We start from the raw sequence: 24,406 nt of genomic DNA on the forward strand, positions 1-24,406 counted from the left end.
ATTAATATTATAGATACAAATTATTAAATTGACTTTACATTCTTCTGATGCTACGATTTTTTCTATAGTAATAAATTCACAATACACTTTGCAATTTACTTTGGAGGAGATGCTATGGAGTACAAGACAGCAAAACGAATGGAAAGCCTGCCTTTTTCCGAGATCCGTGCAGTAATGGAAAAGGCCACAAAGATGCAGCAGGCAGGAGAAAACGTCATTCATCTGGAAATCGGACGTCCGGATTTTGACACACCGGAAAAGATCAAGGAGGCCGCTTATGAGAGTCTGAAAGCGGGGCATGTATTTTACACCTCCAACTACGGAATACCGGCTCTGAGAAAAGAGATCGCCAAATGGGAAACAGAGCATCACGGTGTACAGTATGATGCCGATGAGGTTCTTGTGACAGTAGGTGTCGGCGAAGCCACCTACGCTTCCATGGCAGCCTTCCTGGAAGACGGAGACGAAGTTCTCGTGCCCAATCCGGTATGGCTGAACTACATTCACGTTCCGTCCTCTCTGGGAGCTGTCCCTGTGACATACAATCTGAAAGAGGAGAACAACTACCAGATCGATATGGAAGAGCTGGCATCAAAGATCACAGACAGGACAAAGATGATCGTCATCGTCAACCCCAGCAACCCGACAGGAGGCGTTCTCTCCAGAGAGACACTGGAAAAGCTCAGCCAGCTTGCCATCAAGAATGACCTTCTGGTGGTGGCAGACGAGATCTACAGCCAGCTTGTCTATGACGATACAAAACATGTCAGCATTGCCTCCCTTCCCGGCATGAAGGAGAGGACCATCACACTGGGCGGCTTTTCCAAGGCTTATTCCATGACCGGCTGGCGTCTTGGATACATGTGCGCTCCCAGGGGCATTATCGCCGCCTGCGTCAGAGTACACCAGTATACCATCACCTGCGCTTCCTCCTTTGTACAGGAGGCCGCTGTGAACGCTCTTCGCGACTGCGCGGACGATGTGGAAGCTATGCGCCAGGAGTATCAGAGACGGAAGGATTACGCGGTGAAAGCCCTCAATGAGATCGACGGTATCAGCTGCAATGATCCCCAGGGCGCGTTCTACATCTTTGTAAATGTCAAGAGTCTGGGCATGTCCTCCATGGAGGTGGCCGAGTACTTCCTTGAGGAGGCAAAGGTAGCCATGGTTCCCGGCTCCGCTTTCGGATCTGAAGGAGAAGGATATCTGAGACTGTCCTACGCCTGCAGCTACGAGGATCTCCAGGAAGCCATCCGCAGGATAAAGGACGCGGTAGAAAAACTGAAAAAATAAAGCTACAAAAAGAAAGAGGTTAGAGAAATGGCAGTAGGATGCAGAATTAAAAGAAACTTTGAGAGACCGGACAAGGAACTGGTGGAAGCTTTCCGCGGAATTCCGGTAGCCAACATTGATGACCAGTGCGGCAGGATCGCTGCGGTAGACGCCAGCATTTATCCCTTAAATCCCAAGGCCCGGCTTCTGGGAACCGCCTTTACTGTAAATGCACCGGCAGGAGACAATCTTCTGTTCCACAAGGCGCTGGATATGGCTCAGCCGGGGGATGTCATCGTCCTGGCAAACAAGGGCAGCATGAGCCGCTCCTTATGCGGAGAGATCATGAGCAGCTACGCGAAATCCAGAGGTCTGGCAGGCATCATCATCGACGGATGCGTGCGCGACAGCTACGCTCTCAGCCAGATGGATTTCCCGGTATACGCAAAGGGCGTGACTCCCAACGGGCCCTACAAGAACGGACCGGGGGAAATGAACTTCCCCGTATCCTTTGCAGGCATCATCATTAATCCGGGGGATATCATCGTGGGAGACTCTGACGGACTGATCGCCATCAGACCCGAGTTCGCCAAAGAGCTGGCCGAGAAGGCAAGAGCTTACCACGCAGGTGAGGAAAAACAGCTGGAAGGCATCCACACCCGCGGCGAGTGGCCCCGTCCATGGGTAGACGAGACCCTGGAAAAGGTTGGATTTGAATTTGTAGACTAATCTGTTAATCAGATACAGGGTAAAATAAAAAAGGACCGTCTGGTCCTTTTTTTATTTCCCATCTTCCAGGGCGTAGAGCACCATCCCGCCCTTTTTCTCATACCCGGTATCCCACATTTCCTCGAGATCCAGCCTGGTGGCAGCCCCGTAGGTGGCAGCCGTCACATAGAAACGGTCCTCCCTCTCCTCATAACCGGTGAGAAGAAACCAGTGCCAGGTAAAATCTCCGAACTGCTTTTTGTCCTTGTGGTAGAGCAGAAGATACGGCACGGGAAGCCCCTTGTCAATCTGCCTTCTGACCGCCGCTTTGGCCTCCTCCACATCCGTCTCCCCGTGAAGGGGCTCCATGTGAAGGCTTCTGCCGTCCTCATTTCCCAGATCCGCAAGATAGCGGGCATACCCTTCTATATAGGTTTCCAGCCTGTCGATGCCCCCTGCCCTGGGCTTCAGATAGGGCTTCATCTTCATGCTGAACTCCTTGTAGGCCTGTTTTGTGAGACGGCCCGCGTCACCGGGATACAGCCCCTTCATTCCCTTTCGCAGAGCCAGATAGATGCAGGTGTCACAGGCTGTGGCCGCCCCGCAGCCGCCCACGTGCATGACGATATTGGTAAACCAGTCCTGGCTTCCGCCGTAGGAACCTTCAATCTCAAAATAATCCAGATGTCTTTCCATAGATGTATCTTCCCTTCATTTTTTCTGTCATAATCTTTTGAAATTCTTCATAATTTCCTGCCATTTATCTTTATATCTTTTTCTTATACTGGATACAACAAAAGAAAACTTACTCTATATATACTTTACAGGAGGGGATTTTTATGAGAGCTGCCGTTACTTACGTAGGAAATATACTGGTCACACACAGGCCCGCGCTGTCCTGCCGGCAGGACTACTCTGTGTCCTCCCTTGTCCTTATGTTCTTTACCTTTTCCGGCATCGGCTGGCTCTGGGAGGTGGGCCTCCACCTGGTGGTAGACGGCATGTTCTTCAACCGGGGCTTCATGGCCGGCCCCTGGCTTCCCATCTACGGGACAGGGGGCGTGCTGATCCTTGTGCTTCTGAAAAAATGGCGCAGCCGCCCGCTCCTGTCTTTTGGCCTCATTGTGCTTCTGTGCGGCACGGTGGAGTATTTCGCCGGACTCTTCCTGGAGACCATGTTCGGTGTCCGCTGGTGGAACTACAGCGACATGCTCTTCCAGATCCAGGGCAGAGTCTGCCTGGAAGGACTGCTGCTTTTTGGCACAGGCGGCCTCTTTATCATCTACATCGCCGCCCCTGCGCTGGATAGGCAGTTCAGACGCCTGTCCGTCTCCCGGAAAAGGAAAAGGCTGCTGTGTGTGATCTTGTGCGCTCTCTTTGCCGCAGACCTGGTGCTCTCCTTTATCTCCCCCAACATGGGGCCGGGGATCACTTCACTTTGATCTGTCCCAGGATCTCCCCTATGGGAGCCGATATGGAAAGCTCCGCTCCCACTTCCCTGGCTGTGGCGCTTTTATTGATGACCACCAGATGCCTGCCGCGGAAATAATCAATAAACCCGGCCGCCGGGTACACCACAAGGGAGGTGCCCCCGATGATGAGCGTATCCGCCTCCGCAATGGCACGGACGCTCTTTTCTATTGTCATGGAGTCCAGGCTCTCCTCATAGAGGACCACATCCGGCTTGATGATGCCTCCGCACCCGCACCTGGGAATGCCCGGGGCCTCCTTTACAAAGGCCGCATCGTAGAACCGGCCGCACTTCTGGCAGTAGTTCCTGTGGATGCTGCCGTGAAGCTCATACACTTTCTTACTTCCCGCCTTCTGATGGAGTCCGTCGATATTCTGGGTGATGACCGCTGTGAGGCGCCCTGCCTCCTCCAGCTGGGCCAGCTTCCTGTGGGCCGCATTTGGCTCCGCCTCCAGACACATCATCTTTTCTTTATAGAATTCATAGAAAACATCCGGGTGGGCTTTAAAGAAGCTGTGGCTCACCACCTGCTCCGGCGCGTATTTGTAGTGCTGATGGTAAATGCCCTCCGCGCTCCGGAAGTCCGGTATCCCGCTCTCCGTGGAGACGCCGGCCCCTCCGAAAAAGACGATCCGCCGGCTGTCGTCTATGATCTCCTGCAGTTTTCTTACTTCCTCCTGGTACATACTGTCACCTTCTTAAAACTGAAATAAATTTAATCCGATCTCCTCGCTGTAGCGCCGGTCCACCACGCCCGGTATCACCGTGATGACCATCTCACAGGTGGCGCTGACCACCGCCCGGTTCAGATGTCCCCCAAAGACTTCCCCTTTTTCATTTCCGGCGCTTATATGCAGATGCGCGTAAAATTCCCCGTCCATGGTGCTGATGGTGCCTGTCAGTGACACGATCTCAAAGCTGCCCTCAAATTCATTGGCCAGGTATTTCTTTTCCTCCGTCTTAAAAACACCTGCTGTAAACTGGCTGATGGCTCCAAGCGCCTGGATGGAGGCCAGCTTTATCTCCTCTTTCAGAGCAATCTCTTTTACCTGGTCCAGGATTTCCTCTCCCTTGTCAATTCTTGCAACAATCGTATTGTCAAATCTCCTGTATTCCACAGTGAGCCCTCCTTTCACTTTCACTACATCCATTGTATCATGCAAAAAGGAGAAAGAGTACCCCTCGATACTCTTTCTCCCGCTGTGTTCCTCTATCTTACTTTCTGACTGTACCCTTTGAAAAATTCGGACAGTCCTTCCAGTGTCTTTACAAGAACAGGGATCTCATCCTCCGTCAGTTTGTCCAGGATCGCCTGGGTCATCTGCCGGTGATAGTCCTCGTGGTGATGGAAGGCTTTGATCCCCTTCTCTGTCAGTCTGACGTAGACCACCCGCCGGTCCTTCTCGCTGCGGCGGCGCTCCACGTAGGCTTTGTTCACAAGGCTGTTCATGGCTGTCGTAAGAGAGCCCACGGTGATATTCAGTTTTCTGGCGATGGAGGACATATTGTTCCCCTCGCCCAGGCCGATGGCCTCAATGACGTGCATATCATTGTTTGTCAGATCTTTAAATTCCTCTGTTATGATGGCCTTCTCCTCCAGTTCCCATATCTCGTGGAACAGATTGACAAGAATATCGTTGATGGCCCTGTATGCATCCTCCATGAACATTTTCCTTTCTATGATCTTACAGAAGTGACTCTATGACTTCCCTCACTGTCTCTATCCTGTCTGCCTTCCAGGCGTTAGCGCCGCAAAAGAGAAGGGCGTCCTCCACCTCTCCTTTGGCAGCACAGATAAGGGCGTCTGTGATGCAGTAGGGAATTTTTGCCGGATTGCAGGTGTGAAGACATTTGTGACAGGGGCTGTGGGGGATCTGCTCCCCTCCCATGACCCGCTCCATAAAGCGGTTCCGGATGGCCCGCCCCGGCATGCCCACCGGGCTCTTCACGATCACGATGTCCTCTTTGCCGGCACGGATGTATGCCTCCTTGTACCGGATGTCTGCGTCGCATTCCTCTGTGGTGACAAAACGGCTGGCCACCTGGATGGCGTCCGCCCCCAGCGAGAAGGCTTTCTGCGCCTTCTCCCGGTTGTCGATGCCCCCTGCAAGAGCCACAGGGATCTTCCGCCCGTATTTCTCCTCAAAGGAACGGACCGTCTGAAGGATGGCCTGGATCTCTTCTTCGTAGGCCAGCGAGATGTCCCCGTCTCCCTGCCCGGACTCCCTCCGGAATGCTTCCAGCTGCTCCCCGCTAAATCCAAGATGCCCCCCTGCAAGAGGTCCCTCCACCACCAGAAGATCCGGTACCCTGCTGTACTTCTTATCCCAGTACCGCAGGATCACCCGGGCCGCTTTCTCTGTGGAGACAATAGGCGCCAGCGCAGGTTCCCTCTTTCTGCCCGCCTCCCTGGCGGCGCAGGCGGCCTCTTTTGGCAGATCCATGGGAAGTCCGGCGCCGGAGACGATGATGTCCGCGCCTGCCTCCACGGCAGCTTTCACGTAGGCCTCATAGCACCTGCTGGCCACCATGATGTTAAAGCCGATGACGCCCTGGGGCGAGATGGCCCGGGCCCTGTCAAATTCCTTTTTCAAAGCCCGCAGATTGGCCCCCAGGGAGTCCCGGTCAAAATCCTGCTCCCGAAAGCCGATCTGGGCGGTGGAGATAAGCCCCACGCCGCCCTCTGCTGCCACGGCTCCGGCCAGGCCTCCCAGGCTGATGCCCACGCCCATACCGCCCTGGATCAGAGGCAGCCTGGCCTCCTTTTCGCCCACTTTCAATGGTTTTCTTTCCATACAGATCTCCTACATCCGGCGGAAACGCTCGTACCGCCTCTGGGTCAGCTCTTCTGCCGACATGCTTTCATATGTTTCAAGGAAGCGGTCCATGCCCTCCGAGAGCCTGTCTGTCACTTCCTCCAGGTTCAGCACTGTATAGTGGGCAGGTTCCGGAATGACCTTCTCCACAATGCCCGCCTTATAAAGATCCCTGGCTGTCAGCTTCATAACCTCTGCCGCCTCTTTTGCCTTTGTGCTGTCCTTCCACAGGATGCTGGCAAATCCTTCCGGGGAGAGGATGGAATACACGGAATTCTCCAGCATCCACACCTCGTCCGCAGTAGCCATGGCAAGGGCTCCTCCGCTGCCTCCCTCTCCGATGATGACAGAGAGCACCGGCACCTTCAGTCCCGACATCTCATAGATGTTTCTGGCAATGGCCTCTCCCTGGCCTCTCTCCTCAGCTTCCAGGCCGCAGAAAGCTCCCGGGGTGTCCACAAAACAGATCACCGGGCGGCCGAATTTCTCCGCCTGCTTCATCAGCCGCAGCGCCTTGCGGTATCCGTCCGGAGAAGGCATGCCGAAGTTGCGCTCAATGTTTTCCTTTGTGCTGGTTCCTTTGGCCTGGGCAATGACAGTCACCGGACGGCCGTGAAATCTGGCAATGCCGCCTATGATGGCTTTGTCATCTGCAAAATACCGATCGCCGTGGAACTCCATGAAATCAGTAAACAGCGTCTGGATGTAGTCCGATCCCACCGGGCGGTCCTTCATCCGGGAGATCTGCACCCGCTCCCAGGCTGACAGCTCCTCTTCTTCCGGAGCTGCCAGAGCCTCCATCTGCTCTTCCAAGGCAGCGTCCCGTTCAGAAGCAGCTCCTCTCTTATACGTCCTGCCGCTCTCCTGGTGCATCTGCAGGATCTCGGAGAGAACCGTCTTCAGTTCTTCCCTCTCCACGATCCGGTCAATGAAACCGTGCTCCAGCAGGAACTCGGATCTCTGAAAGCCCTTGGGCAGTTTCTGTCCGATGGTCTGCTCAATGACCCTGGGGCCTGCAAAACCGATGAGGGCCTTGGGCTCTGCCAGGATCACATCTCCCAGCATGGCAAAGCTGGCCGTCACACCGCCTGTGGTGGGGTCTGTCAGAACGGAAATATAGAGAAGTCCCGCATCGCTGTGCCGCTTCAGAGCCGCGGAAGTCTTTGCCATCTGCATAAGGGAGGTGATCCCCTCCTGCATCCTGGCCCCGCCGGAACAGGCAAAAAGGATCACCGGAAGCCGCTCTTTGGTGGCCCGCTCCACAGCCCTGGCGATCTTCTCGCCTACAGCTTCCCCCATGCTGGACATGAGGAAGCGGCCGTCGCAGACACCGATGACAGTCTCCATGCCGTTGATCTCCGCCTTTCCTGTCACAACCGCCTCGGTGAGATTCGTCTTCTCCTGCACGGCTGCCAGCTTCTCCGGATATCCTTTATAGTCCATGGGATTTTCTCCCACAAGCTCCTTGTCCCACTCCTCAAAAGTACCGTCGTCGGCAATCATCTCGATGCGCCGGTACGCATGGACGCGGAAGTAGCCTCCGCATTTCGGGCAGATATAGTAGCCTCTCTTTACGTCCTCGGCAATGATGGCGCTGCCGCATTTGTTGCACTTGCGCAGCAGGCCCTCCGGCACCTCCGGCCGCCTCTCCCGCAGGGAGATGTATCCCTTTCTCCCCGAGACAGCTCTTGTCTTTTTAAACATATTTTCTAACTTCATTTTTACGCTTCTTTCCGGGCTCTTTCAAGCTCTTCGATGAATTCGATGTCTATGTTTCCGGCAATGTAGTCCGGATTTTCCAGTATCCCGTACTGGTAGTCCACGTTGGTGTCAATGCCCTCAATGATGACTTCTCCCAGAGCGCTTCTCATCTTGCGGATGGCCTCGTCCCTGTTCTTAGCCCACACGATCAGCTTGGCGATCATGGAGTCATAGTAGGGGGGTATGGTGTAGCCGCTGTAGATGGCGGAGTCGATCCGGATCCCCTTGCCTCCCGGCAGATACATGTCGGTGATGGTTCCCGGTGAAGGCCGGAAGCCTTTCTCCGGGTTCTCCGCATTGATCCTGCACTCAATGGCATGGCCGGTAAGATGCACATCCTCCTGCCGGTAGGAGAGCTCCCTTCCGGAGGCGATGCGGATCTGCTCCTTGATAAGGTCGATGCCTGTCACCCACTCGGTCACCGGGTGCTCCACCTGGATACGGGTGTTCATCTCCATAAAGTAAAAGTTCCCGTTCTTCTCCAGAAGGAACTCAATGGTCCCCGCATTCACATACCCGGCTGCCTTCGCCGCCTTCACGGCAGCCTCCCCCATTTTCCGGCGGAGCTCCTCTGAGATAGCCACGGAAGGGGACTCCTCGATCATCTTCTGGTGGTTCCTCTGGATGGAACAGTCCCTCTCTCCCAAGTGGATCACATGGCCATGGCTGTCCGCCAGGATCTGGAACTCAATATGGCGGGGATGCTGTACAAAGTGCTCGATGTACATGGTATTGTCGCCAAACGCCATCTGCGTCTCTTTCTGGGCTGTCTGGAAGCTGCTCTCAAACTCCTCCGGCGTCTGCGCCACGCGCATGCCTTTTCCGCCGCCTCCAAGAGCCGCCTTCACGATCACCGGGTAGCCGATCTCCTCCGCGATCTTCGCCCCCTCTTTTGCATCGTACACAGGCTCTTTGCTGCCCGGGATCACCGGTACTCCGGCAGCCACCATGGTGTTTCTTGCCTCCTGCTTGTTTCCCAGCCGGGCAATGACGTCCGATCCGGGGCCGATAAAGGTGATGTTGCACTGCTCGCACAGCTCCGCAAACCGGCTGTTCTCAGAGAGAAAGCCAAATCCCGGATGGATGGCATCGGCGCCGGAAATGATGGTGGCGCTGATGATCCGGTCCATGCTCAGATAGCTCTCCGTGGAGGGCGCCGGGCCAATGCAGATGGCCTCGTCCGCAAGCTGTGTGTGGAGGGCGTCCCTGTCTGCCTCCGAGTAGACGGCCACGGTCTCAATCCCCATCTCCCGGCAGGCCCGGATAATGCGGACCGCGATCTCGCCCCGGTTGGCGATCAATACTTTCTTAATCATCTGGCTCATTTCTCTTTCATCCTCCTGTCAGTCTAGCCTACCATAAAGGTCAGCTCCGCGCTGACTACCACTTTGCCGTCCACGCTGGCAGTGGCCTCTCCGATCCCCATAGGCCCTTTGGCCTTGATGATCTTTGTCTCCAGCTTTACTTTATCTCCCGGCACGATCTTTCCTTTAAACTTGCATTTATTGATGCCGCCGAAGTAGGCGATCTTTCCTTTGTTCTCCTCTTTGCTCAGGATGGCCACAGCCCCTACCTGGGCCAGCGCCTCCACCGTCAGCACACCGGGCATTACCGGCTCCTGGGGAAAATGTCCCTTGAAGAAATCTTCCCTGTATGTGACGCATTTATAACCTACCGCAAACTGTCCCGGCTCATAGTCCTCGATGTAGTCCACAAGGAGGAAGGGATGGCGGTGGGGAATGATCTCCTTGATCTGGTTGATATCCAAATGCTTCATGCTCTTTGTCTCCTTCCTGTATTTCCTATGAAAGGCGGAACAGAGGCTGTCCGTACTCCACGGCCTGGCCGTTTTCCACGTAGATCTCCTCCACTGTCCCGTCAAAGTCGCTCTCGATCTCGTTCATCAGCTTCATGGCTTCCACGATGGCCATGACCTGGCCTTTTTTCACCGTGTCTCCCACAGACACGTAAGGATCCGCATCCTCTGCCGGAGCTGCGTAGAATGTTCCCACCAGGGGGCTCTTCACGATCTTGCCGGAGGGCTCTGCAGATGTCTTCTCTTCTGCTGCCTTGTCAGCCTGTGCAGCCGCTGCGGGAGCTGCTGCCTGCGCGGCCGGAACCGCCACAGTACTCTCCGCCGCCTGCAGGGCTGTGACGATGGTCTCTTTTTCTTTTGTCAGATGGAGCTTTACGCCCTTTTCTTCGTATTTCAGTCCGGTCAGCTCTGAGTCGGAGACTGCCTGGATGAGTTTTAACAGGTTCTCAAATTCCATGATCTCGCACCTCTTTTTATTCTTCGTATTTCTTGATCAGCACGGTTGCGTTGTGTCCGCCAAAGCCAAGAGAGTTGGTCATGGCGTAGTGGATCTCCTTCTCCACCGGAGCGCCTACCGCATAGTTAAGGTCACAGTCCTCGTCTGTCTCCACGGTTCCCATGGTCTGGTGGATAAACCCTTCCTCCACGGATTTCACAAGAGTGATGAACTCCACGCCGCCGGCTGCACCTAAGAGATGGCCGATCATGGATTTTGTGGAGTTGATGACTACGTCTTTTGCCGCGTCGCCGAAAGCCTTCTTGATGGCTCTTGTCTCGAAGAGGTCATTGTGGTGTGTACTTGTGCCGTGGGCATTGATGTACTCTACCTGGGAAGGTGAAACTTCCGCCTCCTCCATGGCAAGCTCCATGGCCTTGGCAGCACCTGCGCCGTCCTCTGCCGGTGAAGTGATGTGGTAAGCGTCTCCTGTGGCGCCGTATCCCACTACCTCCGCGTAGATCTTTGCTCCTCTTGCCTTTGCGTGTTCCAGTTCCTCCAGAACAACCACGCCTGCTCCTTCACCCATGACAAAGCCGTCTCTGTCTTTGTCAAAGGGGCGGGATGCCGTGGCCGGATCCGGGTTGGTGGAAAGGGCGGTGAGGGCGGTAAATCCTGCCACTCCTGTGGGGCAGATAGCGCTCTCTGTTCCCCCTGCAAGCATAATGTCCGCGTCACCATACTGGATAGCCCGGAAGGCGTCTCCGATACAGTGGGTTCCTGTGGCACAGGCTGTCACCACATTGGAGCATTTTCCCCGCAGGCCAAGCTGGATGGAAACATTTCCTGCCGCCATGTTGCAGATCATAAGGGGCACCATCAGCGGGTTTACCTTGTTAGGGCCTTTTGTCTTGATCTTCTCGTAGCTGGACTCCACCTGCTGCAGGCTTCCGATACCGGAGCCGATGATGACGCCGGCCCGGAAGGAGTCCTCCTTCTCCATGTCAATGCCTGCGTCGTCGAAAGCTTCCTTTGCAGCCGCCACAGCGTACTGTGAGAAAGCCTCCATCCTTCTTGCAGCCTTGAAATCCATCCGGTCTTTTGCCACAAAATCTTTGACTTCTGCCGCCAGTTTTACTTTATATTCAGTGGTATCAAACTTCGTGATAGGCGCGATGCCCACCTTTCCTTCCTTTACGCCCGCCCAGAACTCGGGAACTGTATTTCCCAGGGGGGTGATGGCCCCAAGCCCTGTCACAACTACTCTTCTCTTCATCATATCGCCATTCCTCCGTCTACCTGGATCACCTGTCCTGTAATATAGCCTGCATCGTCAGAAGCCAGGAAGGCCGCTGTCTTTGCGATATCCTCCGGCTTTCCGAATCTTCCAAGAGGGATCTGGGCCACAGACGCCTCTTTCACTGCGTCGGAGAGGACCTCCGTCATCTCTGTCTCGATAAATCCGGGAGCAATGGCGTTCACCGTGATGCCCCTGGAAGCCAGCTCTCTTGCCACGGCTTTTGTAAGGCCGATAACGCCCGCCTTGGAGGAGGCGTAATTGGCCTGTCCCGCATTGCCTGCAATGCCCACAACAGAGGACATATTGATGATGCGGCCGCTTCTCTGCTTCAGCATCTGTCTGGACGCGAAGCGGATGGTGTTGAAAGTGCCCTTAAGGTTGGTCTCGATGACGCTGTCAAAGTCCGCCTCAGACATCTTCATCAGAAGTCCGTCTCTTGTGATGCCCGCATTGTTGACAAGAATATCCAGTCTTCCGTATGTTTTGATGACATCCTGGATAAATGCCTGGCATTTTTCAAAATCAGATACATTGCACTGATAGACTTCCGCTTTTCCTCCGGCTGCCTCGATCTCTTTTTTCACTTCCTCCGCCCGGTCCTTTGAACCGTTGTAGTTGACTACCACGAAGGCTCCCCGGGAAGCCAGTTCCAGGGCGATGGCCCTTCCGATCCCTCGGGAAGCTCCTGTTACTACTGCAATCTTTCCATCTAACATTTTCTCGTACAGGACGGTTAACCGCCCCTGCCTCCTTTTTGCTTTTCGACTTTATTTCAGACTTTCCGCCACTTTCTCCACATCGGCCCATGTGCCTACGTTGTAAACCGTCACATCGCGGCTGATCTTTCTCATGAAACCGGCAAGGGTTCTGCCCGGCCCGATCTCAATGAACGTGTCCACGCCGTCCGCGATGAGATTTTCCATGCTCTGCTGCCAGCGCACGGAGGAGCTGACCTGCTCTGCCAGAAGCTCTTTTGTCTGGCTGATGTCTGTCACCTGCTGCGCTGTCACGTTTGTCACATAAGGCACGTTAAGCTGGGACAGCTCCACGCCCTCCAGCACCTGCGCCAGCTCCTCCCCGGCCTTCTTCAGCATGGGGGAGTGGAAAGGTCCGCTGACATTCAGCATGACCGCCCTTTTGGCTCCTGCTTCTTTCAGCTTTTCTGCCGCAGCCTCCACTGCCTTTGTCTCCCCGGTAATAACGATCTGCCCCGGGCAGTTGTAGTTGGCAACAGACACGCCTTCCATGCCGTCAGTGACTGCCTCGATCTCTTCGCCGGTCATGCCCATGATGGCGCACATGGCACCCTCCCCTGCAGGAACCGTGTTCTGCATGAGAAGGCCTCTTTTTCTCACAAGGCGGATGGCATCCTCGTCCTTCATGCCGCCTGCCGCCGCAATGGCACAGTACTCGCCAAGACTTAAGCCTGCTGTCACATCCGGGCGGATCCCCGCCTCGACAAGCGGCTTTGTCATGGCCAGACAGGTGGTCACAAGGGCTGCCTGTGTGTACTCTGTAAGGTCCAATTTATCGTTCTCATGAAAGCACAGATCTTTCATGTCAATGTCCATGTTATCTTTCAGCACCTCTGAAGCCATGTCGTACACAGCCTTCGCGGAAGCGCTGTTCTCGTAGAAATCCTGGCCCATGCCGCATTTCTGCGCGCCCTGGCCGGGATAAATAAATGCAATCTTACTCATAAAAGCCCGCTCCTTTGATCAGTGCATCTGTCTCGCTTACCAGCTTGTCGATCAGCTCCTTGCAGGACATTCTCTCTTTCACCATGCCGGCGATCTGTCCTGCCATGACGCTTCCGTTTTTCACGTCGCCCTCCACAACTGCCTTGCGAAGGCCGCCCAGTGTCAGAAGCTCCAGCTCCTCAAAGCCTGCGCCTTTATTTTCCAGCTCCAGATATTTCTTTGTCATGTCGTTTCTCAGCGCGCGCACCGGATGTCCTGTGGTGCGGCCTGTGACACGGGAGTCGATATCTTTTGCCTTGATGATGCGTTCTTTGTAATTTTCATGTACCTGGGACTCATCTGTGACAACAAAGTGTGTGCCCATCTGCACGCCCTTTGCGCCCAGCATGAACGCTGCGGCAATGCCTCTTCCGTCAGCGATACCGCCTGCGGCGATGACCGGAATGTTTACCGCATCCACCACCTGGGGTACCAGGACCATGGTCGTATTTTCTCCGATGTGTCCGCCGGCTTCTGTCCCTTCTGCGACAACCGCGTCAGCGCCGCAGCGCTCCATGCGCTTTGCAAGTGCAACGGAGGCGACAACAGGGATGACTTTTACGCCTGCTTCCTTCCACATCTTCATGTATTTCTCCGGGCTTCCGGCTCCGGTGGTGACCACCTTTACGCCTTCTTCCACGATCACCTTCGCAACGTCGTCCGCGTACGGGCTCATCAGCATGATGTTGACGCCGAAAGGCTTATCTGTCAGTTTTTTTGCTTCTCTGATCTGTTCGCGCACCCAGTCTGCCGGAGCGCTTGCTGCTCCTATCAGTCCAAGCCCACCGGCATTTGATACGCCGGCTGCCAAGTGATATTCAGCGACCCAGGCCATACCGCCCTGGATAATCGGATATTCAATTCCCAGTAATTCCGTTACTTCTGTTTTCATATTGACAACCTCTTTTTCTTTTTTCGTCTTTTTATTCTGATGAAATATATACTGCTTATCTGATCTATTTGTGGGACTCGATGTAGGAAATCACGTCGCCTACTGTAGCGATCTGCTCCAGATCCTCTGTGGGGATCTCCACATCGTACTCTTCCTCCAGAGCCATTACAAGCTCAAACAGGTCCAGAGAGTCAGCGCCAAGATCATCCTTGAAGGAAGTCTCCTCTGTGATCGTTCCCGCATCTACTCCTAATGATTCTGCTACCATTTCTTTGATCTTTTCCAGCATTGTCTTGTTCTCCTTTTCTTTTACCTTTTTACTTTGATTTTATCTATGCCATCGCCGCGCTTTTGCGGCGCTGCACGCTTATTTTGTCCAGTCTATGACTGCTGCCCCCCAGGACAGGCCGGCTCCAAATCCGGCGATCACAATTCTTTGCCCCTTCTTCAGCCTTCCATCCCGGTTCAGCTCATCCAGCAGGATAGGGATGCTGGCAGAAGACGTGTTGCCGTACTCCTGCAGGTTCATGGGGAATTTTTCGATGGGTTCCTCCATCCGCTTTGCCACGGACTCCACGATCCTTCTGTTGGCCTGGTGGAGTACATACAGGTCGATATCCTCCTTTGTAAGGCCGTTTTTCTCAAGGACCTCGCCGATCACTTCCGGCACCTTCTTCACAGCAAATTTGAACACGCCACGGCCGTCCATCTGCATAAGCATCTCCTCCTCCGGGATGCTCTCCCAGTTCCGGTTGTAGCGGCTGGTACATGTCAGGGCCTCGCCCTTGGCTCCCTCCGAGTGGGTCACCGGATAGTAGAAGGTTCCCTCCCCGGCTTTCACCACCGCGGCGCCGGCGCCGTCTCCAAAGAGGATACATGTGCCTCTGTCCTTCCAGTTTGTCAGATTGGACAGGCTCTCGCTCCCGATCACAAGGATGGTGCTGTACATGCCGGAGGCCAGATAGGCCAGAGCGGAGCTGTAGCCCAGCACAAAGCCGGTGCAGGCCGCGCTCATGTCGTAGCAGGTGGCGTTCACAGCGCCAATCTCTTTTTGCACCTCGCAGGCCGCGCAGGGCAGGATCACGTTGGAGGAGATGGTGGACACAAGGATCAGATCCACTTCCTCCGGAGCAGTGCCGCTGTTCTCCAGCGCTTTTCTGGCTGCATCGGCGGCCATGGACACTGTCGTCTCCTCAGTGATGATGTGGCGCCGTACCACTCCGGTTCTCTCCTGGATCCACTCGTCGCTGGTCTCCACAAGCTGGGCAATATCATTGTTATCCATCGTATGTACAGGCACACTTGAGCCTGTACCGCATATCACTCCGGTCATGTTCTTTGCTTCCTCGTTTCTTTATTTCTATTATTATTTCGATGCTTCAAATATTTTTATTCTGAAATATTTTGACTTTCAAAGTATATAGCAGCACATGGCTTCTGTCAAGAGTTTTGCGCTATTTCTTTGCCTTCACAAAAAGCATCATGGGTCGGCGCATCTCGTCTTTCATGCCCGGCAGATCCAGCATGGCCGGGTCCGGATACGCCTCCTCCATGACACTGCCGGTAAACACAGGGTGTTCAATATTCATAAGGAAGTCGCCTCCCTTTTTCAGTGTCCGATATACCTTCCTGTATATGCCATTCAGATCTTCCGCGTAGTGGAGCACCAGGTTGGACACCACAAGGTCAAAGGTCTCTTCCGGATACTCATAGTCCTCCAGGGCACAGACCCTGTAAGTGATCCTGCCGTCTGCATTTCGCTTCCCGGCCTCCCCGATCATGCGGCTGCTCTGGTCTATGGCCGTCACTGCCCCGGCCCCATTTTCCGCCGCATATTTACTGTGCCAGCCGTATCCGCATCCCAGATCCAGTACATGCTTTCCTTCCATGTCCGGGAAAAGCCGCACCAGCTGATGCCACTCCCCGGCTCCCTCAAGCCCTTTCCGGCTTCTGTCCATCTGTGCGTAGGCATCAAAGAACACCGGATCATCATATATATTTCCCATAACTTTTTCCTCCGTCTTCTTCTCCCTTCACGGGAAAATGTCTCCATGGCAACGATAGCAGAAGTTGCGGCCCTTTACAACCCGGTTTCCACAGAAGACTTTTTGCCGAACGGATATACTTGAAAAATAATCGAAATAATAGTATAAATATAGGGTCTGTCAAATATGGAAGTAGTAAAGAAACTCACCGCGCTGCAGGATGCGGCGCACCATAAGAAAGGATTTTTGATTTATATGAACAAAAAACAGAACAGCAAAATGTCACCTGTACAGTTTCTATTCCGCATTATCCAGGGAGCTCTGATCGGACTTGGAGCCGTCCTCCCGGGCATCTCCGGAGGCGTCCTGTGCGTGGTCTTCGGCATCTATAAACCTATCATGGAGCTTTTGTCCAGTCCGGTCAGGAACTTTAAGACCCATGTTCCAAAGCTGATCCCAGTACTTATCGGAGTCGCCATTGGTTTCCTGGGTGTGGCCAATATCCTGTCCTTTTTCTTAAACAGATACCCGGATCCTTCCGTCTGCCTCTTTATCGGTCTGATCGCGGGCATGCTCCCCTCTCTCTTCCGGGAGGCGGGCGAACAGGGGCGCAGCAAAGGTTCCTGGATCTCTCTTGTCGTCTGCATGTGCGTGATCTTTGCCCTGCTTATGGGCCTGCAGATGAACTCTATAGAAGTAACTCCGGGCTTCGTCTGGTATCTGTTCTGCGGCTTCTGCCTGGCTCTGAGCATTATTGCTCCCGGCATGAGCTTTTCCACCCTGCTGATGCCTCTGGGGCTTTACACACCCTTTGTGGACGGCATCGGACACTTTGACATGAATGTCCTTGTACCAGGAGGCATCGGAGCAGTCGTCACAGTCATCCTGCTGGCCAAAGCCGTCAACACATTGTTTGAAAATTACTACTCTCTTGCCTTCCACGGCATTATCGGCATTGTCATCGCGGCCACGGTCATGATCATCCCTGTGTCCAGCTTTGCCACACCGGGTTCCGCCATTGTCAACATCATCTGCATTGCGGCAGGCGTGGTGATTGCGCTGGCGCTGGATAAGTTCAACAGCGGGGTGAAAGCTGAATAAAAAACTCTGTACAGTAACGCAGAGGCAGCGCCTCCCTTCCGGGAGAACGCCGCCTCTGCTTTTTTATCCGGACACTGTCCGCTTATCTTTAATCCGTCTGTATGATCCGCTCTGCGATCTCCACACCCGTGATGCTGGCTGCCACGCCGCCTGCTCCGGTCTCCCGCAGAGTCACATCCATCTTGTCGCCCACTTCCCGCATGGCGTCGATAACCTGATCCACGGGGATCCGGCTTGTGATGCCCGCCAGGGCCATGTCAGCCGCCGCCAGGGCATTGACAGCCCCGCCTACATTTCTCTTGACGCAGGGCACCTCTACCAGGCCTGCCACCGGGTCACACACAAGGCCCATCAGATTCTTCAGAGCCATAGCCGCCGCATGGCCCATGGTCTCCGCATCCGCCCCTTTTACATGGCAGATGGCTGCCGCCGCCATGGCGGAACCCGAGCCGATCTCTGCCTGGCATCCGCCCGCCGCACCGGCAAGGAACGCCCGGTTGGCAATGACCTGTCCCACACCGGCCGCCACGTACATGGCTTCCACCATCTTCTCCTCCGGCACTTCATGCTCCTTGAAATAAGGAATGAGCACAGCCGGAAGAACACCGCAGGCCCCGGCTGTGGGCGCCGCAATGATACGCTTCATGCAGGCGTTGTTGCAGCCCATCTTCAGAGCCACTGTCATAACCTTTGCCATAAAATCCCCGCAAAGAGTATCCCCTTTTTTCTGATACTCTTCCATGAGGCCGCCTTCTTTCCCCACAAGGCCGCTTCTGGAAACACGGTCCGGCTCATATGTGTCCACGTTCTCACACATGATCCGCCACATGCGGGTCATCTCTTTCCAGGAACTCTCCTCAGACACATCCCTCTCATTGCAGTCTTCGATCTGCACGGCCTTCCAGAACTCAATACCGTCTTTTTTACATCTTTCCTTGATTGCATCTATTGATCCATATGACATATCTTTGCGCCCCTCCTATTCTTCTTCTGCTCCGCTCACATTGAGGAACGTAACTTTAATGATTCCATCCAGATTCTCCAGCCACGATATGGCGCTGTCCGGGATGATCTGATCCGTCTCAATGACCATGACCGCATAGCCGCCCCGCTTGTCCCGGAAAAGCTGCATGGTGGCAATATTGATGTTCTTCTGGCTTAAAATATTTGCCACCTGGGCCACATGCCCCGGCTGATCCTGGTTATGGACGATCAGCGTATTACTCTCTGCATTGAAATTCACATCAATACCGTCCAACTTGCTCACCACGATACGTCCGCCTCCTATGGAACAGGCCTGAATGTCAAGACTGGCATCGCCCGCCTCCAGAAGCATCTGCACGGTATTCGGATGAGCGCCGCGGATCTCTTTCTTCTGGATCGTGAAATCACATTTCTCCTTTTTCGCGATCTTAAAACTGTCCGGTATACGCATGTCATCCGGCTTCATCCCCAGAAGCCCTGCCACAATCGCCCGGTCTGTTCCATGTCCTTCACCTGTCGCCGCAAAAGAACCGTGCAGATAGATGGTGGCTTTCTGCGGCTGTCTCCCCAGAAGCTGCCTGCCGATAAGCCCGATACGCACTGCCCCTGCCGTATGGGAACTGGACGGCCCTACCATTACAGGACCTAAAATGTCGAAAATACTTGCCATACTGGTTACCTTTCCTTTCTTCCTTTTTCGTCTGTCTCAGTGTTACTCACTTCATGTATGTGGTATAAAAACCGCTCTGTAGTTATTATACCATATGCGCCCACAGGACACCTCAGAAAAATTTTTAAATTTTTCAAAAAAATGTTTGCAATTCTCAGCGATATATGATAATATACTTTTTGTCGAGCGGAGATGGCGGAATGGCAGACGCGCTAGATTCAGGTTCTAGTGGGAGCAATCCTGTGAGGGTTCAAGTCCCTTTCTCCGCATGCTTTGAGAGAAGCGGAAATCCTTGGTATTCCAAGGGTTTCCGTTCTTTTTTTGTTGCCTTTACGCCGGTAAGATTTGATTACCTTTGATTACCTTTTTGCTGTCCTTTTTCGAAGCAAAAGAGAGAATATTATCCTTTCCAGTAATTCTATATAAAAAACCAGCGACTTTTTCAAGCAACTGGTCTCTTAATCTTTTACAATACGTAATATTGTCTTATCCACTATATAAAAAATTTTATAATTTTTGTAATAATGCTTCCTAACTTCCAGATTAGCTAAATCCTCATCTTCATCAAACATGTGTCTTTGAGGATTAATTGACAAGCTTCCTATTTCTTTTCTAAGTCCTTTTAACAGGCTTCTGGCTGTCTTCGGAGATTTTTTCTCATATGCAATATACTCTGCATTTCTGATAATATCCTCCTCGGCTAACGGTTCAATGATAATTCGATATTTATACATTCTGGTACTTTTTCTCCAATTCATCAAAGAATTCGTTAAAGTCTCTTCCTTTTCCCGCTCTAACATCTTCCAGGCTGTCTAAAACCATCTGCCGAACAGTTCTCTGATTTTCTTCCAATTCTTTTTCATAGGCTAACATTTCTGCTGATGTCATATTAACAACTCCTTCCACAAGAAAAGTTGGTTGCTTCCGTAATTTCATTATATCCGATTACTCCATATAATTCTATTATTATATCCCTTAATTTTTCCTAAATATATTGATTGCTTACCTTCAAAAACGATGTGCAGTATTCTTCTTTTCCACTATCTACAGGCTGCTGAAAGGATTTAGGTTTTCCCGGTACATCCTTCTATTTCATAGCCCATCTCCCCTCCCACATGGTATAATGAAAACAGAATACAGAGAAAGGAGGCCGCCTATATGGGGATCTGGAACGCAAAGTAACAGCAGGGTGTACCTTTGTTGCTGCGCCTTGCTGGTCAGTCGAACAAATCAAATGATCAGGAGGCCGAAAATATGTCTTATTTAACTTTTCATTCAAAAAAGATTTTTTATAAGGAAGCCGGGCACGGAAAGCCCCTTGTCATGCTGCACGGCGACACCGCTTCCTCTGTCATGTTCGAGTTTCTGTTACCACTGTACCAAGAAAATTTCCGGGTGATCCTGCTTGATTTTCTCGGAAACGGACAGTCAGACAGAGTCAGTCATTTTCCCGCAGATCTCTGGAGTTCGCAGGCCGAGCAGGTCATTGCGCTTATTGAGCATATGCATATCGAGAAAGTAAATATTCTTGGCACAAGCGGAGGGGCCTGGATAGCAGCCAACACTGCTCTGAAGCGTCCCGATCTGACAGAAAAAGTGATCGCCGACAGCTTTGACGGCAGAACACTGCACGAAACATTCGCAGAAGACCTGTTAAAAGAGCGCAGAGCCGCCATGCAGGATCCTTCTGCCAGGCAGTTTTACCAGTGGTGCCAGGGTGAGGACTGGGAAAGCATCGTGGAGCTCAACACACAGGCGCTTGTAAAGTGCGCCGCAGACCGTGTTCCTCTGTTCTGCATGCCCCTTGAGAAGCTGCAGGTTCCCATCCTTTTCATGGGAAGCAGAGAGGACTCTATGTGCCGCAGGAATATAGAAGAGGAGTACCTTGAGATGAGCCGTCTCGTGCAGGACGGTTCTATCCACATGTTTCAGACAGGCGGGCACCCTTCCATCTTGACAAACGCAGAGCTTTCCGCCAGAGTCATAACTGAATTTATCTACGGATAACCTGGTTTCTGACACTGCCAGGTACAGGTGAACGCAAAGCGCCGCCTCATCCTCGTATTCTGAAGATGAAGCGGCGCTTCGTTCCTTTTATCTGTTGTGATATTTTATATTCTCTTCTCTGTCTGAGCGTCAAACAGATGGATCTTGTCCTTTCGGAAGTTGAAGTGCACCCTGTCTCCTTTGCGGATGGGAGTGTCTGCCGCTGTTCTGACTGCCACAGTTCCCCCATCGTGATCGAAATACAGATATGTCTCCGAGCCCAGCATCTCATAGACACGGACCTTGCTTTCTACTCCCTCGTCCGCGATCAGCATATCCTCCGGGCGCACGCCGATAATGACGTCCTTCCCAAGCTCGCTTTTTTTCTTTACCCGGTCAGCCATGTCCGGGGGCAGCTCGATCTGCATACCCGCTGTGCTGACATAGACCTTCTCATAGCGCATCTGGCATCTGCCTCTGAAGAAATTCATGGGCGGCATGCCGATAAATCCTGCCACGAACACATTGGCCGGTTCATTGTACAGCATTTCCGGGGAGGCGATCTGCTGGATCTCGCCGGCTTTCATAACCACGATCTTTGTCCCCAGCGTCATGGCCTCTGTCTGGTCATGGGTCACGTAGATAAATGTACTGTTCAGTTCCCTGTACAGCTTCTGAATCTCCCTCCTCATCTGGGTCCTGAGCTTGGCGTCCAGGTTGGACAAAGGCTCATCCATGAGAAAGGCCTTCGGCTGCCGCACGATGGCGCGCCCCATGGCCACTCTCTGCTTCTGTCCGCCGGAAAGCTCTGCCGGCTTTCTGTCCAGCACCTCTTCCAGTCCCAGGATCTTTGCCACTTCCTCCACTTTCTGTCTGCGTTCTTTTTTCGGCACATGCTTCAGCCTCAGGCTGTATGCCATATTCTCCGCCACTGTCATATGTGGATAGAGAGCATAATTCTGGAATACCATGGCTATATCCCTGTCGCAGGACTGTACATCATTCATCTTCTTCCCATCGATCACAAGAGTGCCGTCGGAGATCTTCTCCAGACCGGCAATCATGCGCAGGGTGGTGGATTTTCCACACCCGGAAGGTCCTACAAAGACCACGAAATCCCTGTCCTGTATATCCAGGGTAAAATTCTTTACCGCGGTAACTCCATCATCAAATTTTTTATAAACATGGTTTAACTGAATTTCAGCCACAGCTATTCCTCCTTGTCATCCGTGTCTGATCTGTTTTATTTATTCCATCCGCTCCAGAAGCTGCGGCAGTTCCTGGATGGAATTCAGAATATAGTCCGCATCGCCCCGGAAGTCTTCCTCGCTGCTGACGCCGCTTAAGACTCCAATGGCAATGCCGCCGTTGTTCTTTGCAAACACAACATCATTGTAAGTGTCTCCCACCACGGCGATCTCCTCCGGTTTCAGATGAAATTTGTTCTGAAACTCCAGGAACATATCCGCCTCCGGCTTGGGTTTTCGGATACCGTCATCGGCTCCTACATAGTCAAATTCCTGGTATGTGCCCAGCTTTTTCAGACAGCTCTCTGCCGAGTACAGGGTGTCCGCCGTGGCAAGTCCCACGCAGATCCCTTTTCCTTTCAGATCCCGCATGACCTGTCCGATATCTGTCAGCTCTCTGTAGCTGATGTCTCCGCTGGTGACACTCCCGTTAAAGAGCCGCTCCAGCTGCTCCTGAACCCTGCTGGTATCCAGGACAATGCCTTTTTCTTCCAGCGCCCGGCAGATATCTTCCGCGATCTCCTGGTAGGACTTGTAGGCAAGCGCACCTTTGGGATCCACTTTCCCGTCTTCCACGCCCATGGCCCGCAGCACATAGTCGGTCATCTGCGCGTTGTCGTCCAGGTTGTTTTCTCGTAAAAACGCCGGAGTCACTTCCAGAGCCGCCTTAAGCCACAGGGAGAAAAAATCCACCAGGGTTCCGTCTTTGTCAAATAAAATTCCTCTGATCATATTTATGGTTCATCCATCATCTTATTTATTTCGCCGAATGTGCGATATCTGGATATCTTCTGTCCCTTGAACACAGGGTTCATGTAACCAAGAAGATGCTTTTTGCTGCTGCGGATCTCCAGACGTATCCACTGCCACTGCCTTTCTTCCAGGTCTGTCTCCGCCAGGACTTCCCAGGCGCCATTTCCCAGTTCTTTTACTTCCAGCTTCTCAAAGCTGCCGTTTTTCACAAGGGAGATCTCCGGCTGTTCAGAAAGGCCCTCCACGACAGCCTGTATGGTGACTGTCCTGGCTTCCTCCGGAAGTTCGTCCCCGGGCAGGAATGTTTCTCCTGCCGCATGGATCACCGGCGTCATTTTACAGAACCGGGTCACACACATATGTCCCGCCTTCACGGCTGTCATCAGATTTTCCGGTGACAGATCGCCGCAGTAGACCCATGTAGCCGGATCGCCGGGGATAGACGGAAGATCCGCCCCCTCGTAGCGCTCCTCCACCAGATTGTGTGAGTCGCTGCCTCCCACGCCGTAGATCCTGTGTCCGTCCTGCCACAGCGCGTCCAGAAAGCGCACCGCCTTCTCGTTGGAGTCCGGAGCGTCTGTGTACGTGGGATCATTGATGATCTCCAGGCAGTCTATGTCGCGCAGATCCGTCTGTTCATAGAGCCATTTCCAGATGGTGAGGAAAGGATGATTGATGCTTGTGATCCAGTGATTTCTTCTGGCCTCCTGTATGGTCTCCTCCATATAGGTATCCACGATCTCCTCCCCATTGTGAGCCACGATGTCCATGATGCGCTCCGGCATCTTTGTGATACCAAACAGATTCATGTGTCCTTTGTCCGTCGTCACTTCTATGCCGGGAAGGATACACAGGGATGTATTGCACCATCCTGTGTGCATCAGGTTGTGCTCTGTCGGCACGTAGAAATCCATCTCCATATCCTGTGCCTTCTTCATGGCACTTTCCAGGGACTCCTTGCCGTCAGACAGCCTTGTATGGGTGTGGAAATCGCCCTTGTACCACTGCTTTTTCGTTCCACATATTCTGTCCCAGCGGTACTTCTCCGGCGAGATAGCCAGCCCGTCATCCACCCAGCAGGTATCCATCGGATCTGAGACAGCGCCCTTTTCATCGGACACTGTCATGGTGATCTGTCCTTCTCTTTCCCCCAGTCTCTGATTCAGATATTCTGTGAAAATACCAAGTCCTACCTGCCATGTGCCCGTCTGGATCCTGCCGGGCACGCCTCCGATTGTGGTATCCTCCGGTCCTGCCCCGATGCCCAGGTTCTGTTCTCCCCAGGCAAGCTGCTTCTGCAGCCGGACGCGGCCGTCTGGATCTTCCACAATGATAAAGCTCATGTACCGGAACTCATCCGGAAGATCCACCTGGATATACAGGTTTTCTGTATCACAGGGAACCTGTAACGGTTCCCTGTGCAGATTGTCCGCTTTGCGGCTGATGGTAAATGTCAGTGTCTCTTTCAT

The 24,406-nt window shown here is 53.2% G+C and carries 28 protein-coding genes and 1 tRNA gene; 6 read left to right on the top strand and 23 right to left on the bottom strand.

Annotated features, from left to right (window positions below; genetic code table 11):
* Positions 1 to 114 precede the first annotated feature (114 nt).
* Together INF30_RS08385 and INF30_RS08390 are read left to right on the top strand one after the other, a co-directional pair.
* Positions 115 to 1,293 (top strand): pyridoxal phosphate-dependent aminotransferase, encoded by a 1,179-nt coding sequence (locus tag INF30_RS08385; RefSeq protein WP_076779186.1) that lies wholly within the window; start codon positions 115 to 117, stop codon positions 1,291 to 1,293.
* A 27-nt stretch (positions 1,294 to 1,320) separates the two neighbouring features.
* Positions 1,321 to 2,001, top strand: coding sequence for an RraA family protein (locus INF30_RS08390; RefSeq protein WP_076779187.1), 681 nt, complete (start codon positions 1,321 to 1,323; stop codon positions 1,999 to 2,001).
* Between the two features lie 51 nt (positions 2,002 to 2,052).
* Here the strand turns inward: INF30_RS08390 and INF30_RS08395 are convergent, their stop codons facing one another.
* Positions 2,053 to 2,676: a cysteine peptidase family C39 domain-containing protein gene (locus INF30_RS08395; RefSeq protein ID WP_076779189.1), complete on the bottom strand. Its 624-nt coding sequence runs from the start codon at positions 2,674 to 2,676 to the stop codon at positions 2,053 to 2,055.
* A gap of 143 nt (positions 2,677 to 2,819) precedes the next feature.
* Here INF30_RS08395 and INF30_RS08400 point away from each other — a divergent pair, with 143 nt between their 5' ends.
* Positions 2,820 to 3,422 carry a putative ABC transporter permease gene (locus INF30_RS08400; protein WP_226394870.1) on the top strand — a complete coding sequence of 201 codons (603 nt, stop codon included), beginning with the start codon at positions 2,820 to 2,822 and terminating at the stop codon, positions 3,420 to 3,422.
* Here INF30_RS08400 and INF30_RS08405 read toward each other — a convergent pair.
* From INF30_RS08405 to INF30_RS08475, 15 genes are all read right to left on the bottom strand, one after another.
* Positions 3,409 to 4,137, bottom strand: coding sequence for an NAD-dependent protein deacylase (locus INF30_RS08405; RefSeq protein ID WP_076779193.1), 729 nt, complete (start codon positions 4,135 to 4,137; stop codon positions 3,409 to 3,411). The two genes, INF30_RS08400 and INF30_RS08405, sit on opposite strands and share 14 nt — an antisense overlap.
* Positions 4,138 to 4,149: 12 nt before the next feature.
* Entirely contained in the window at positions 4,150 to 4,569 is a 420-nt protein-coding gene (locus tag INF30_RS08410) for a PPC domain-containing DNA-binding protein (protein WP_033127008.1), read from the bottom strand.
* Between the two features lie 92 nt (positions 4,570 to 4,661).
* Positions 4,662 to 5,114, bottom strand: a complete 453-nt coding sequence (locus tag INF30_RS08415) for a MarR family winged helix-turn-helix transcriptional regulator (RefSeq protein ID WP_033127007.1) — start codon at positions 5,112 to 5,114, stop codon at positions 4,662 to 4,664.
* Positions 5,115 to 5,136: 22 nt separating this feature from the next.
* Complete coding sequence (locus INF30_RS08420) at positions 5,137 to 6,246, bottom strand: NAD(P)H-dependent flavin oxidoreductase (protein WP_033127006.1); 1,110 nt, start codon at positions 6,244 to 6,246, stop codon at positions 5,137 to 5,139.
* A gap of 9 nt (positions 6,247 to 6,255) precedes the next feature.
* Entirely contained in the window at positions 6,256 to 7,986 is a 1,731-nt protein-coding gene (locus INF30_RS08425) for an acetyl-CoA carboxylase carboxyltransferase subunit alpha (protein WP_076779195.1), read from the bottom strand.
* A 2-nt stretch (positions 7,987 to 7,988) separates the two neighbouring features.
* Positions 7,989 to 9,344, bottom strand: a complete 1,356-nt coding sequence (locus tag INF30_RS08430; protein ID WP_076781041.1) for an acetyl-CoA carboxylase biotin carboxylase subunit — start codon at positions 9,342 to 9,344, stop codon at positions 7,989 to 7,991.
* Between the two features lie 32 nt (positions 9,345 to 9,376).
* On the bottom strand, positions 9,377 to 9,805 hold the full coding sequence (gene fabZ, locus INF30_RS08435; RefSeq protein WP_076779198.1) for a 3-hydroxyacyl-ACP dehydratase FabZ: 429 nt from the start codon (positions 9,803 to 9,805) through the stop codon (positions 9,377 to 9,379).
* A 25-nt stretch (positions 9,806 to 9,830) separates the two neighbouring features.
* Positions 9,831 to 10,301, bottom strand: a complete 471-nt coding sequence (accB, locus tag INF30_RS08440; RefSeq protein ID WP_226394871.1) for an acetyl-CoA carboxylase biotin carboxyl carrier protein — start codon at positions 10,299 to 10,301, stop codon at positions 9,831 to 9,833.
* Positions 10,302 to 10,317: 16 nt separating this feature from the next.
* Positions 10,318 to 11,556, bottom strand: coding sequence for a beta-ketoacyl-ACP synthase II (gene fabF, locus INF30_RS08445; protein WP_033127020.1), 1,239 nt, complete (start codon positions 11,554 to 11,556; stop codon positions 10,318 to 10,320).
* On the bottom strand, positions 11,556 to 12,296 hold the full coding sequence (fabG, locus tag INF30_RS08450; protein WP_076779201.1) for a 3-oxoacyl-[acyl-carrier-protein] reductase: 741 nt from the start codon (positions 12,294 to 12,296) through the stop codon (positions 11,556 to 11,558). The genes fabF and fabG overlap by 1 nt, the downstream gene beginning before the upstream one ends.
* Before the next feature lie 51 nt (positions 12,297 to 12,347).
* Positions 12,348 to 13,280 carry an ACP S-malonyltransferase gene (fabD, locus tag INF30_RS08455; protein WP_226394872.1) on the bottom strand — a complete coding sequence of 311 codons (933 nt, stop codon included), beginning with the start codon at positions 13,278 to 13,280 and terminating at the stop codon, positions 12,348 to 12,350.
* Positions 13,273 to 14,259, bottom strand: coding sequence for an enoyl-[acyl-carrier-protein] reductase FabK (gene fabK, locus INF30_RS08460; RefSeq protein WP_076779205.1), 987 nt, complete (start codon positions 14,257 to 14,259; stop codon positions 13,273 to 13,275). The genes fabD and fabK overlap by 8 nt, the downstream gene beginning before the upstream one ends.
* 16 nt (positions 14,260 to 14,275) lie before the next feature.
* Positions 14,276 to 14,500: an acyl carrier protein gene (acpP, locus tag INF30_RS08465; protein ID WP_226394873.1), complete on the bottom strand. Its 225-nt coding sequence runs from the start codon at positions 14,498 to 14,500 to the stop codon at positions 14,276 to 14,278.
* Between the two features lie 78 nt (positions 14,501 to 14,578).
* On the bottom strand, positions 14,579 to 15,544 hold the full coding sequence (locus INF30_RS08470; RefSeq protein WP_033126998.1) for a beta-ketoacyl-ACP synthase III: 966 nt from the start codon (positions 15,542 to 15,544) through the stop codon (positions 14,579 to 14,581).
* A gap of 121 nt (positions 15,545 to 15,665) precedes the next feature.
* Positions 15,666 to 16,217 (bottom strand): class I SAM-dependent methyltransferase, encoded by a 552-nt coding sequence (locus tag INF30_RS08475; RefSeq protein ID WP_226394874.1) that lies wholly within the window; start codon positions 16,215 to 16,217, stop codon positions 15,666 to 15,668.
* 165 nt (positions 16,218 to 16,382) lie between these two features.
* On the opposite strand from INF30_RS08475, the gene INF30_RS08480 reads away from it, so the two are divergent.
* On the top strand, positions 16,383 to 17,297 hold the full coding sequence (locus tag INF30_RS08480; RefSeq protein ID WP_226394875.1) for a DUF368 domain-containing protein: 915 nt from the start codon (positions 16,383 to 16,385) through the stop codon (positions 17,295 to 17,297).
* Positions 17,298 to 17,385: 88 nt separating this feature from the next.
* Here the strand turns inward: INF30_RS08480 and sdaAA are convergent, their stop codons facing one another.
* Together sdaAA and sdaAB are read right to left on the bottom strand one after the other, a co-directional pair.
* A complete protein-coding gene (sdaAA, locus tag INF30_RS08485) occupies positions 17,386 to 18,261 on the bottom strand; it encodes an L-serine ammonia-lyase, iron-sulfur-dependent, subunit alpha (protein ID WP_033126996.1) in 876 nt (291 codons plus the stop codon).
* 15 nt (positions 18,262 to 18,276) lie between these two features.
* Positions 18,277 to 18,951, bottom strand: a complete 675-nt coding sequence (gene sdaAB / locus INF30_RS08490; protein ID WP_033126995.1) for an L-serine ammonia-lyase, iron-sulfur-dependent subunit beta — start codon at positions 18,949 to 18,951, stop codon at positions 18,277 to 18,279.
* Positions 18,952 to 19,137: 186 nt separating this feature from the next.
* On the opposite strand from sdaAB, the gene INF30_RS08495 reads away from it, so the two are divergent.
* A tRNA-Leu gene (locus INF30_RS08495) sits at positions 19,138 to 19,220 on the top strand.
* A gap of 189 nt (positions 19,221 to 19,409) precedes the next feature.
* Here INF30_RS08495 and INF30_RS08500 read toward each other — a convergent pair.
* Together INF30_RS08500 and INF30_RS08505 are read right to left on the bottom strand one after the other, a co-directional pair.
* The gene (locus INF30_RS08500) at positions 19,410 to 19,685 is read right to left on the bottom strand and encodes a type II toxin-antitoxin system RelE/ParE family toxin (RefSeq protein ID WP_226394876.1); all 276 of its coding nucleotides are present in this window, start codon (positions 19,683 to 19,685) and stop codon (positions 19,410 to 19,412) included.
* On the bottom strand, positions 19,678 to 19,839 hold the full coding sequence (locus INF30_RS08505) for a hypothetical protein (RefSeq protein WP_173829265.1): 162 nt from the start codon (positions 19,837 to 19,839) through the stop codon (positions 19,678 to 19,680). Before INF30_RS08505 ends, INF30_RS08500 begins: the two co-directional genes overlap by 8 nt.
* Positions 19,840 to 20,205: 366 nt before the next feature.
* On the opposite strand from INF30_RS08505, the gene INF30_RS08510 reads away from it, so the two are divergent.
* On the top strand, positions 20,206 to 20,958 hold the full coding sequence (locus INF30_RS08510; RefSeq protein WP_226394877.1) for an alpha/beta fold hydrolase: 753 nt from the start codon (positions 20,206 to 20,208) through the stop codon (positions 20,956 to 20,958).
* A 104-nt stretch (positions 20,959 to 21,062) separates the two neighbouring features.
* Here the strand turns inward: INF30_RS08510 and INF30_RS08515 are convergent, their stop codons facing one another.
* Genes INF30_RS08515 through INF30_RS08525 form a run of 3 tightly spaced genes read right to left on the bottom strand, consistent with a single transcriptional unit; the run spans position 21,063 to position 24,406 of the window.
* A complete protein-coding gene (locus tag INF30_RS08515; protein WP_226394878.1) occupies positions 21,063 to 22,145 on the bottom strand; it encodes an ABC transporter ATP-binding protein in 1,083 nt (360 codons plus the stop codon).
* A 39-nt stretch (positions 22,146 to 22,184) separates the two neighbouring features.
* Positions 22,185 to 22,916 (bottom strand): HAD family hydrolase, encoded by a 732-nt coding sequence (locus INF30_RS08520; protein WP_226394879.1) that lies wholly within the window; start codon positions 22,914 to 22,916, stop codon positions 22,185 to 22,187.
* Positions 22,917 to 22,918: 2 nt separating this feature from the next.
* A complete protein-coding gene (locus INF30_RS08525) occupies positions 22,919 to 24,406 on the bottom strand; it encodes a CehA/McbA family metallohydrolase (protein WP_226394880.1) in 1,488 nt (495 codons plus the stop codon).

It is taken from the genome of Claveliimonas monacensis (assembly GCF_014982975.1).
Taxonomy (GTDB): Bacteria; Bacillota; Clostridia; order Lachnospirales; family Lachnospiraceae; genus Claveliimonas; species Claveliimonas monacensis.

Coding starts and splice junctions, on each gene's coding strand:
- INF30_RS08420 (WP_033127006.1), bottom strand. CDS start 6,246: ATGGAAAGAAAACCATTGAAAGTGGGCGAAAAGGAGGCCAGGCTGCCT.
- acpP (WP_226394873.1), bottom strand. CDS start 14,500: ATGCTGGAAAAGATCAAAGAAATGGTAGCAGAATCATTAGGAGTAGAT.
- INF30_RS08430 (WP_076781041.1), bottom strand. CDS start 9,344: ATGATTAAGAAAGTATTGATCGCCAACCGGGGCGAGATCGCGGTCCGC.
- fabD (WP_226394872.1), bottom strand. CDS start 13,280: ATGAGTAAGATTGCATTTATTTATCCCGGCCAGGGCGCGCAGAAATGC.
- INF30_RS08385 (WP_076779186.1), top strand. CDS start 115: ATGGAGTACAAGACAGCAAAACGAATGGAAAGCCTGCCTTTTTCCGAG.
- INF30_RS08500 (WP_226394876.1), bottom strand. CDS start 19,685: ATGTATAAATATCGAATTATCATTGAACCGTTAGCCGAGGAGGATATT.
- INF30_RS08425 (WP_076779195.1), bottom strand. CDS start 7,986: ATGAAGTTAGAAAATATGTTTAAAAAGACAAGAGCTGTCTCGGGGAGA.
- INF30_RS08520 (WP_226394879.1), bottom strand. CDS start 22,916: ATGATCAGAGGAATTTTATTTGACAAAGACGGAACCCTGGTGGATTTT.
- INF30_RS08400 (WP_226394870.1), top strand. CDS start 2,820: ATGAGAGCTGCCGTTACTTACGTAGGAAATATACTGGTCACACACAGG.
- fabZ (WP_076779198.1), bottom strand. CDS start 9,805: ATGAAGCATTTGGATATCAACCAGATCAAGGAGATCATTCCCCACCGC.
- INF30_RS08470 (WP_033126998.1), bottom strand. CDS start 15,544: ATGACCGGAGTGATATGCGGTACAGGCTCAAGTGTGCCTGTACATACG.
- INF30_RS08475 (WP_226394874.1), bottom strand. CDS start 16,217: ATGGGAAATATATATGATGATCCGGTGTTCTTTGATGCCTACGCACAG.
- sdaAA (WP_033126996.1), bottom strand. CDS start 18,261: ATGTCATATGGATCAATAGATGCAATCAAGGAAAGATGTAAAAAAGAC.
- INF30_RS08405 (WP_076779193.1), bottom strand. CDS start 4,137: ATGTACCAGGAGGAAGTAAGAAAACTGCAGGAGATCATAGACGACAGC.
- INF30_RS08525 (WP_226394880.1), bottom strand. CDS start 24,406: ATGAAAGAGACACTGACATTTACCATCAGCCGCAAAGCGGACAATCTG.
- accB (WP_226394871.1), bottom strand. CDS start 10,301: ATGGAATTTGAGAACCTGTTAAAACTCATCCAGGCAGTCTCCGACTCA.
- INF30_RS08415 (WP_033127007.1), bottom strand. CDS start 5,114: ATGGAGGATGCATACAGGGCCATCAACGATATTCTTGTCAATCTGTTC.
- INF30_RS08395 (WP_076779189.1), bottom strand. CDS start 2,676: ATGGAAAGACATCTGGATTATTTTGAGATTGAAGGTTCCTACGGCGGA.
- sdaAB (WP_033126995.1), bottom strand. CDS start 18,951: ATGGCAAGTATTTTCGACATTTTAGGTCCTGTAATGGTAGGGCCGTCC.
- INF30_RS08390 (WP_076779187.1), top strand. CDS start 1,321: ATGGCAGTAGGATGCAGAATTAAAAGAAACTTTGAGAGACCGGACAAG.
- INF30_RS08510 (WP_226394877.1), top strand. CDS start 20,206: ATGTCTTATTTAACTTTTCATTCAAAAAAGATTTTTTATAAGGAAGCC.
- fabF (WP_033127020.1), bottom strand. CDS start 11,556: ATGAAGAGAAGAGTAGTTGTGACAGGGCTTGGGGCCATCACCCCCCTG.
- INF30_RS08505 (WP_173829265.1), bottom strand. CDS start 19,839: ATGACATCAGCAGAAATGTTAGCCTATGAAAAAGAATTGGAAGAAAAT.
- INF30_RS08480 (WP_226394875.1), top strand. CDS start 16,383: ATGGAAGTAGTAAAGAAACTCACCGCGCTGCAGGATGCGGCGCACCAT.
- fabG (WP_076779201.1), bottom strand. CDS start 12,296: ATGTTAGATGGAAAGATTGCAGTAGTAACAGGAGCTTCCCGAGGGATC.